Consider the following 9333-nt stretch of genomic DNA (forward strand, 5'->3'; position numbering starts at 1 on the left):
ACTACTAGATACATTAATTATACCTTCATGCAGACGAATTAAATCATTAGCTAAAGCCAAACCGAGACCACTACCATTATGTGTTTTCGTGGTTTTAGCGTCTATTTGATAAAACCGCTTAAAAATATGGGCAATATGTTCGTTGGCTATTCCTGGACCGGTATCACTAACACTAAAATAGATATTATCTTTATCACTATTAGCTCGAATAGTAATTTTCCCGCCAGGCTGGGTAAATTTTATGGCGTTTGATATTAAGTTAGCTGCAACTATTTCTATTTTGTCAGGGTCATAAATACTATCAGGTAATGATTTAAGACCGTCTGTCTCAATAGTTAACCCACGTACTGTGGCATGTGGTTGTGCAGCAGCCACCAATATTTCTAATTGATTTCCAATATTATCTTCAGTAACTCTTAGTTTAAGATGTCCTGCTTCAATTTTTGTTGCATCTAAAATAGCATTTACTTGCCGAAGCAATCGTTGCGCATTTATACGCATACTTGCATAAACCGCGTGTTTTGCAGTGTCTGATTCGGTTTCGAGTAATTTTCCTAAAGGACCCAAGATTAGCATTAGTGGTGTACGCAATTCGTGGCTAATATTGGCAAAAAACCTAGTTTTCGCTTCATCTAATGCTTGTAAATCATTATTTGCTTTTTCGAGTTTCAACCGAAGAAGGACATCATGAAGAAGTTTTTTGCGGTTAAAGTGACTTGCGCAAATAGCAAAAACGCTAGTTGTAGCTAGAAAAAATACTTTTGGAATAATATAATTAAGTGAGGAGTCGCCGTATATTATAAAATTAGTAGTTATAAAAATAGACAAAATTGTTGTAGCAAAAATACTCATTGCCAGAGTTGACCAAGGTAAGTAGAAACCAACTACAGCAAGTATAATTATTAGTCCGATATAATAGTCTGTAACAAAACCACCTGCAAGAATGGTCATAGTTATTATTATCAAAGAAGTAGAGTATACGATTAGCGCAGATAATGAAGAAATGAAACGTTTGCCGATATTAGTATAAGTAGCGCCAAGACAGATTAAAGCGAGACTAACCTCGATAATTCGCAAAAGTATAAATAAACGAGCATCATAGGGATATCTGATAAAGTCTAGAAGGCCGAAAATCAGGAATATAGGCGAACCTGACCATACTAATAATCTTGTGCCTTCAATTAATAATCTATTATTCTCTTTATTAAATTCTTGTTCTACTGAAGATGCTTTTAAAAAAAATGTTGGATCATTAAGCGATCGCTTTATTGCTTGTTTCGTCGCGAAACTATCATGAATTCTTGTTTTTTTGGTTTTTATTTGCGTCACTTTCGCTAATAAAACTCTCCCCAGCCACTTAGGTACAAACTATATACTCTGACTTTAAGTAGACTACCACAATATATTATAAGAATTATTTATTATTATTTGCGCGAATTGAAACGACTTTGAATTAAGCGTTCAAGTGCTGAAGGCACGCGTTGTGCTAAAACGATTAGGTCACCAATATCTGCGGTAACCCGTTTTTGTGGCCCTGCATCGAGATAAAGTCCAAATATTAGTCGTCCATTAAAATGTATAGGTAGCAATGCCGCTGTTGCAGGGCGTCCACCGCCTAAAGCTGACAGAAATGGTGCATAAGCAGGACTAGGCTGCAGCGGGCCAATAAAATGAGCACCGGTGTTCGCCACTAAACCAAATATTGTCCCTGGAGCTGTAGGCATTAACAATGTATGAAGATGTGTTACATTAACCCCTTCACCAGCACCCATCCATCCAGCCCATAACAATGCTCTTCTGACAAACACAACAACTCGTTTAGCTTTTGATAAAGCAAAACGTAAAAGTACAAGACCAACTTCATCGCGATCATTAGCTAAAGCAAGCGCAGAATTAGCTTCTGCAAATGTCGCAATAGCATCAGGAGGTGCTTCAATGGCGGCTGCTTGGGCGTTGGTTAATGGTGCAACAATAAGTCTTTCATTAATTGGCGGTGGTTGAAAAGTAGGCGCCATCGTGCTGGCTGGAGCAGCACGTGAATCATTAATAATTTTTGCCGCATTATTATTGGAAACCGCAGCTTCTGTTGCCGCAGAAATTGCAGCTTCAGGTGCAATTCCTCTATCACTTATTGTTATATTGCCCAGCTGAACATCATTTAATGAAGATGTTTGAATTTCGCTATTTTGTTTTGTGATAGAAGTTGCGACTTCTGTTTGGCAATTAAGGTTAGATAAATTTTCAGATATTAATGTATCGTTGATATTGTTATTTATAGGGGCTTGGTCATCATTTTTAATGATTACAGGTGATTGTGTACGAATATTACGAATTTTGGATATTTCTCGTTGTACATCAGATACTAAAGAAGATTTTTTACTAAAAATACTTGAGTTATCCGCAGTTGTTCGTGGCACCAACTTTGGTGTCACCCGTTCATTGCTTTGTATACCAAACCAAAAACGAACCGTAGTTGGAATACCATAGATTTTTTCCATTAAGGCGGCTAGTGGAACTTCAGCCAAAAAGAAAGGTTCGACTGGATAGCCACAATGAAATGCAGCTCTGCCTAAGGTTAACAGATCCCAAGGTTCTGAAGTAGCAACCTGCAATACTGAGCCGACAACGCGAATGGGTAGTAATCGTAATTGCTCGATATGTTCTTTAGTAAATAAACGTCGAATTTCTAAATCTGCATTAGCGATGTCACGAGGATCCGCAACTGCAATATTGAGTAATTCGGCTGATATTCGTGTAAGTTCTTTACCATCAACAAAATTTAGCTCCCAGAGATTGGTTGCTAAATGACCACCTAATAACACTTGTTGGCGCAAAGCTTCTTGCAGGCCTTCAGGTCTAATAATACCGTGCTCTAATAAAACTTCAGACAAACGGGCTTCAAAAATATCCTGGCCAAGACGAGGGTTGTCGATATTTACGGTTGTTGGCCTCATTTTTTTGCGCATATCAAGGTAAGCCTACTTGCGGCAACTATTACCGTTCTACCGTATTTATATAATAAAAAGAAAAGCTACTAATTAAAAAAATGTAAAGAATAATTTTTTAACAATCTGATTGGCTAGTAGTCTTAACTTATCTTAATAATTGACTTTATGTTCCAAATTCGTAACCAATCACCTATGTTTATAATTTATTTTGGGTTGAGCATCATTTGTTTATTGCATGGTTCAGCTTTAGCGCAAGAATCAATCAACAATACAGCTAACCTACCGAAAACTAATACAAAGTTATCCTCGCTTTCACATGGAGGATTATATCGTGAAAGCGCAGTACTTGAAGCAACTCTTGATATTCATCGCTTGGCGATGATTGAAATAGCTGTAGCGGCGCAAAAAACTCTTGAAGCTGGCAATCGACCCGATGCTACGCCCATGTCACCTTTACCAGCAGTAGTTACTGAGGTTTTTTCCCGTTTAGCATTTAGTGTTAAGGCAAAAATTCCTGTTGATGCATTACCGGCGATAGTAAAGGCTTATAATGCAGAAGCACTGGCTGCTTTAGATACTTTAGGTCAAGCCGATCGTTTAGGTAAAGTGGCACAACCATTGGGGGCGTATACAAAGGCAATTTCACATTTAGTGTTGCAAGCTGAAGAAATTATTGACCTTTTTTCACGCAACCGACCAATAACTACTCAGATAATTGATCCTGAGTACATGCTCGATGACATTAATAACGCGCTTGATGAATTGACTCGTGCAGAAGCCAGCATTAACAAAATGCAAAAGCAAAATAGGCCATTAGGTGATTATTTACAGCCCTTTCTTCGACTTGAGATTGCTCTTGGTCGTACCTTGGATTTGATTGCTCTAGCACAAGAAGCCGGAGTCCATATCGGTTTTGAAGCACATTTATCAACTCAGAGTTTGGCAACAACCATAAAAACAGTTCGTTCTCATCTTGATAAACTAAAAGTCACATTATCTGCAATGCAACAAAAACCGTTGGCCTTAGAAGGTATCCTTACCGCAGTAGTTACAAAAATCGACGATTCTGCACTAAATAAGGCTCACCTTTTTTGGCAAGCACCAAATCCTGCTCATCCTCCAGCGGTTTTGCGGGTTTACCGACAGCTAAATAAGCAGCAAATGATGGCGTTTGTTACTGACACGCTTACTTGTGATTCAAATGATAACATTACTGCACAAAACGACGCTGATAAGATGTTAGCAGAGGTAGATACTCAACCAAAGCTAGTCGCTGAGATTGCTCGGGGTAGGTCCAGTGTTGATGATACTATAAAAGATACAAAATTATCTTACGCCATTTGGCGTTATCGAGTTGTACCAGTAAATGCCTTTGGGATTGAAGGTAAAGGTCTTGAAGCTATAGCATCATTTGTACCCCCATCTCTTGAACCACCCCCAGTAGTTTATGCTTCTTTAAGCAATAGTAATCCCGCCAGCGCTTCATTTTATTATGATGGCGATTTAGTAAAAGTAAGTTGGTTGCCATCACGTAACGAATTACCGACACTAACACCTGAAGTGAGCAAATGGGCGACGACATATAATTTGCCAGTGGTTAATAGTTATCATATCAAACGCGTTTCAATAAATAACGAAATCGAGATAGGAGTTGTACAAGTACCAGCTCATAGTATTACCGACCGGCCAACTTTAGATGAGCTTGATAATGGGATAACTTATATAGTTGAAGCCCAAGCTGAATCAGGGCAGTTGAGTCAAAGCAAACCTTGTGCAACTGCAAAAATTCATGCCAATACTAAGGTTTCATTTTCTTTAGCAAAAGCAGGAATTGCTTATGTTGCGCATCCAACTGAGGTTGAGCGTCAAACTCTTAAGAGTTATGAAAATCAAAAAGTTTTAAAGCAAGCATTAGCATCATTTTCTGCTCTTTCAGCAGTTGCACAACAATCTATACGTGATCAATGGTGGACATCACTTGCAAAAATAACACGAACCAAACTTTTAGAAAATTGGCCTGATTATGTATCCAAAGATTACAAACATCAGTGGTGGCAAGAAGCCGTTTTTCATCTAACTAAACGTGATAAGCCATGGGTTATTGTAGAATTATGGTTTTTAGAACAACCGCCATATATGCAACGCGAGGTAGATCGTTGGTGGAATTTACTTGACCAAAACACTAAATCTGGTGCGGTTAATAATTGGTATGCAAAATTAGATAAAAAACATCGACAGTGGGTTGATGAAAAAATAAATAGTGGGGCTGAGAGTGTATTTCGTCCAGTACGAGTTCTTGCCTGGTTATCATCACGCGATGAAAGTGAAAAAGAACGTATAAATGATTGGTGGCAAGAACAAAGCAGTGAAAGGCGTTCACAGTTATATAAAGAGTGGTCAACTGATCTGGCAAAAGTAGTTCGTCATAGTTTACGTTGGCCTGAATTAATAAATCGTGACGAACAAGAAAGAGCTGATTTACTTATACACGCTGCACGAGATTTACCAGATGGATTGTTGCCGTACATGCTTGCTTGGCAAAAATGGCAATCATTAAAACCGCAAGAGTTAGAAAAAACTATTACTACCGAGATTACTTGGTGGCAGCATGTAAGAAGTTGGGTTCGTTATTCTTTACGCCCTTTAGATCGTGCGCTTGGCTTTCATTTATGGATTATCAGCGGTTCATTTGTTCTTATTATTGTTTTGGCTGTGGTAATTAATAAAAAGCGTAAACAACGAATGCCAAAATTACGCAATCGACGGATTACTTCATAGGTAAATAAAGTGAGTAGTAAGTCACAATCTCTGTGGGTTCGTTTGCGTGATTTGCCTTTGTCTTACGAAGATAGTGAGCCTGCTAAATCTTTGCAGCAGATGGCAGCAAAGCGCTTAGGAATAAAAGTATCTGCAATTATAAACTTACGAATAATACAGCGAGCGCTTGATGCTCGGCATCGTAAACCAAGATATGTATATGCAATTGATTTAGCACTAGTTTCGCAGTTAGCTCAGCGTTTGTTGGCGCGTAAACGCGTTGAATCTGTAGCAGAAATCAAATTACCCAATATACATTTTAAATCTATTCCAGATGGCCCAAGACCGATAGTAGTTGGCAGTGGCCCAGCTGGTTTATTTGCTGCGTTAATTTTAGCAAAGGCAGGCTGGCCACCTGTTATTATTGAACGTGGCAAAGATGTCGACGCTCGGGCTCATGATGTTAGCCGATTATATCGTGAAGGCATCCTTGATCCTAACTCTAATGTTTGTTTCGGTGAGGGTGGGGCTGGTACGTTTTCTGATGGCAAACTGCATACACGTATAAACGATCCACGCGTACGTTTTGTACTTGAGACCTTGGTAGCTAATGGGGCCATTAACGATATCCTTATAGATAATCGTCCGCATTTAGGTACAGATCGCTTAATCCGTTTGCTGCGTTCTTTTCGTTTACATCTGAATAATCTTGGCGTTACTTTTCGTTTTAATTGCAATGTTGCTGGTTTTAAAATTCAAGATCAGACTCTTAACGGATTAACGCTTGATAATGGAGAGCAACTTGACACTAAAGCAGTGGTTCTTGCAACTGGACATTCAGCTCGTGATGTATGGGAACATATAAATAGGGCAGGTATTAATTTAGAAACACGTCCATTTGCTGTTGGTTTTCGTGTTGAACATCAGCAAGCATGGCTAAATGAAATTCGCTATGGCAAAGCAGCTAACCTATCAGAACTCCCAGCCGCTGATTATCGTTTAACTTACAATGAACGTTTAGCAAATGGCCGTGGCGTATATTCATTTTGTATGTGTCCGGGTGGTATGGTGTTGCCAACACCTACACGCCCACAAGAATTATGTATTAACGGGATGAGTAGTTCTTATCGCTCTGGCCGTTTTGCTAATAGTGCCATTGTCGCCACGGTAGACTTCGTTGATTTTAAGGCGTTTTTACATCATGGTGTTTTTGCTGGTGTGGCTTTTCAAGAGGCTATTGAACAAACAGCTTATAGCGCAGGTGGTGGTAATTTTGGTGCGCCGGCTATGCGGATCTCTGACTTTATGCATAAACGCCCATCTTCAAGCTTACCAGCAACTAGTTATCTTCGTGGTCTTGCGGTTGCCGATTTGAGTAATTTATTTCCAGCACCAATTATAACCGCTTTAAAACAAGCCCTTTCAAGCTTTAATCGAAAAATGCCGGGCTTTATTAGCAATGACGCTACGATAATAGGTGTTGAGACGCGCACAGCATCTCCTATTCGTTTGCCTCGTGATAAAGATTTTCAAGCAATCGGATGCAAGGGCTTATATCCAGTAGGTGAAGGTATGGGTTATGGCGGTGGCATTGTTAGTGCGGCTGTTGATGGCATACGTGCAGCTCAAGCGATGCTTTTAGCTACTGGTGCTACTATAATGAGATAAAATGAAAATGTATAAGTTTGTGTATGGTTATCTGCCAAAGTAGGTGTGGCGGTAATAAATGATTACATTTAATATTTTTTCAATGTGATAAAATACTATTTTAAAGAATTGTCTTCTAAACATTAAATGCCAGAGTGTCGTTTCTGCTTTTGTGCTTCACATTTTTAAAAGTTTCAAGGAGAGGTGGGGCGATGATACGTAAATTGCTGGGGCTTCTGTTTGTAGTATCTGCGTATGGATGTATTGAAATTGTTTTGGTCACTGAAACCAGTTTTAACTCACAAGTTCAAGTAGGCTTTGGTGGTTTAGCTGGTGAATGTAGTGGCACAGCAGTTGTTAATACCAATTCTGGCCAAACATCGGTTACGCGCAGATTAAATGATAACGGAAGTTGTGCAATCGAGATTACATTTACGACAACACTCATTAAAATGGCTGATTTACGTAAACAAATAGAAGATAAAATAAAAGAACAAGGGCGCAATCCAAATGATGTTGATCTTAAGATAACAAGCCCCAGTGCAATCAACATTAACAATATGATTATTGATGGGGTTGATTTACCGGGTACATCTTGGAGAGTAGATTTGAGTATGCTTGGCAGTGAGCTTGCCGCAATAAGTGGTGACGATGTGTCAAAAATATCTCAAGAAACAATTAACATTCCATTAAGTAACGACAATATCACCACTCTTAATGTCGCTTATAAAGAAGGAAGTGATGTTGCAGTAAATGGAACGTTTACTTTTGAAAATATATCTGCTTCAGCATTGCAAGAACTTCCGCAAAACATACCGGTATTTCTGTCTTTAGATGTTTTAGCTCAAGTGCATGCTGAAGCAACATTTGAATTATTTTAAGCAAATACTTTGCTAGTAATAATTTTTCGCGCTTTTTAAAATTATAACTATCTTAAATATCAATACTTAATTCAATTAACATGTTAATATTAGCTTAGGTTGATTTCCTTTAGCGATTGCTAACCTGATTCTCATATTAGATAGTGAGATATGTAAAGTGTAACGGAGGCAACGACCAACATGTTTGGTATTGGGACTACAGAGATTCTTATTATTTTAGCGCTACTTTTCTTAATATTTGGAGCACGACGATTACCAGAACTTGGCAAAGGATTAGGTGAGGGTTTGCGTGGTTTTCGCGATGCTTTTAAAGGACAACAGCCACCTTCACAAACACCAGCAAAACAGGAATCAGTTGATACAGATAGAAATAAGCAAGATAACAAATCAGATAATAAAGTGTAAAAAGATATTGTGTACAATGGCGATCATGTTTTTTTCATGGATTATCAAACATTTTGTATTTTTTTATTGACTGAGCGAAGTGAGACCCATATATACGCCAACCTCGATGACGGGTCGCCGAGGTAGTAAAGCACCAGCGGCCTTAGAACGGGTCTTTGAAAACTGAATAGTGAGCGCCATTTAAGTAAGGTGCGTGCGGGTCGTTGAAAGGCATTATTTTAATGCTGAGTAGATAGCTCGGACGATGCTAAGAATCGTCTTTAGAGTCATTCCTATTTTTAAGGATCAGTTCTGCAATTTAGATTGTAGAGCATACTCCACAATTTTGTCGGAGAGTTTGATCCTGGCTCAGAACGAACGCTGGCGGCGTGCCTAACACATGCAAGTCGAGCGCGAAAGGCCCCTTCGGGGGACGAGTAGAGCGGCGCACGGGTGAGTAATACGTGGGTAATCTACCCTTTGGACTGGGATAACCCGGGGAAACTCGAGCTAATACCAGATAAGACCACACAGCGAAAGCTGGGTGGTAAAAGTGGGGGATCTTTTCGGAGACCTTATACCAAAGGATGAGCCCGCGGCCCATCAGCTTGTTGGCGGGGTAATGGCCCACCAAGGCTAAGACGGGTAGCTGGTCTGAGAGGATGATCAGCCACACTGGAACTGAGACACGGTCCAGACTCCTACGGGAGGCAGCA

At 39.4% G+C, this 9333-nt stretch carries 6 protein-coding genes and 1 rRNA gene; 5 read left to right on the top strand and 2 right to left on the bottom strand.

The window, feature by feature from the left end; translation table 11 throughout:
* The coding region (locus JW841_17080) for a hypothetical protein (protein ID MBN1962649.1) at positions 1 to 1329 on the bottom strand (1329 nt) is incomplete at its 3' end.
* Positions 1330 to 1424: 95 nt separating this feature from the next.
* Positions 1425 to 2954, bottom strand: coding sequence for a hypothetical protein (locus JW841_17085; protein MBN1962650.1), 1530 nt, complete (start codon positions 2952 to 2954; stop codon positions 1425 to 1427).
* A 186-nt stretch (positions 2955 to 3140) separates the two neighbouring features.
* On the opposite strand from JW841_17085, the gene JW841_17090 reads away from it, so the two are divergent.
* The 5 genes from JW841_17090 to JW841_17110 all read left to right on the top strand — a co-directional run.
* Entirely contained in the window at positions 3141 to 5726 is a 2586-nt protein-coding gene (locus JW841_17090) for a hypothetical protein (GenBank protein ID MBN1962651.1), read from the top strand.
* Positions 5727 to 5735: 9 nt separating this feature from the next.
* Positions 5736 to 7373, top strand: coding sequence for a hypothetical protein (locus tag JW841_17095; GenBank protein ID MBN1962652.1), 1638 nt, complete (start codon positions 5736 to 5738; stop codon positions 7371 to 7373).
* Between the two features lie 191 nt (positions 7374 to 7564).
* Positions 7565 to 8233: a hypothetical protein gene (locus tag JW841_17100; GenBank protein MBN1962653.1), complete on the top strand. Its 669-nt coding sequence runs from the start codon at positions 7565 to 7567 to the stop codon at positions 8231 to 8233.
* 180 nt (positions 8234 to 8413) lie between these two features.
* Complete coding sequence (locus JW841_17105; GenBank protein ID MBN1962654.1) at positions 8414 to 8638, top strand: twin-arginine translocase TatA/TatE family subunit; 225 nt, start codon at positions 8414 to 8416, stop codon at positions 8636 to 8638.
* Positions 8639 to 8963: 325 nt separating this feature from the next.
* Positions 8964 to 9333 (top strand): 16S ribosomal RNA (locus tag JW841_17110); the annotation flags it as partial.

It is taken from the genome of Deltaproteobacteria bacterium (genome assembly GCA_016931625.1).
Taxonomy (GTDB): domain Bacteria; phylum Myxococcota; class XYA12-FULL-58-9; order XYA12-FULL-58-9; family JAFGEK01; genus JAFGEK01.

Coding starts and splice junctions, on each gene's coding strand:
- JW841_17085 (MBN1962650.1), bottom strand. CDS start 2,954: ATGAGGCCAACAACCGTAAATATCGACAACCCTCGTCTTGGCCAGGAT.
- JW841_17090 (MBN1962651.1), top strand. CDS start 3,141: ATGTTTATAATTTATTTTGGGTTGAGCATCATTTGTTTATTGCATGGT.
- JW841_17100 (MBN1962653.1), top strand. CDS start 7,565: ATGATACGTAAATTGCTGGGGCTTCTGTTTGTAGTATCTGCGTATGGA.
- JW841_17105 (MBN1962654.1), top strand. CDS start 8,414: ATGTTTGGTATTGGGACTACAGAGATTCTTATTATTTTAGCGCTACTT.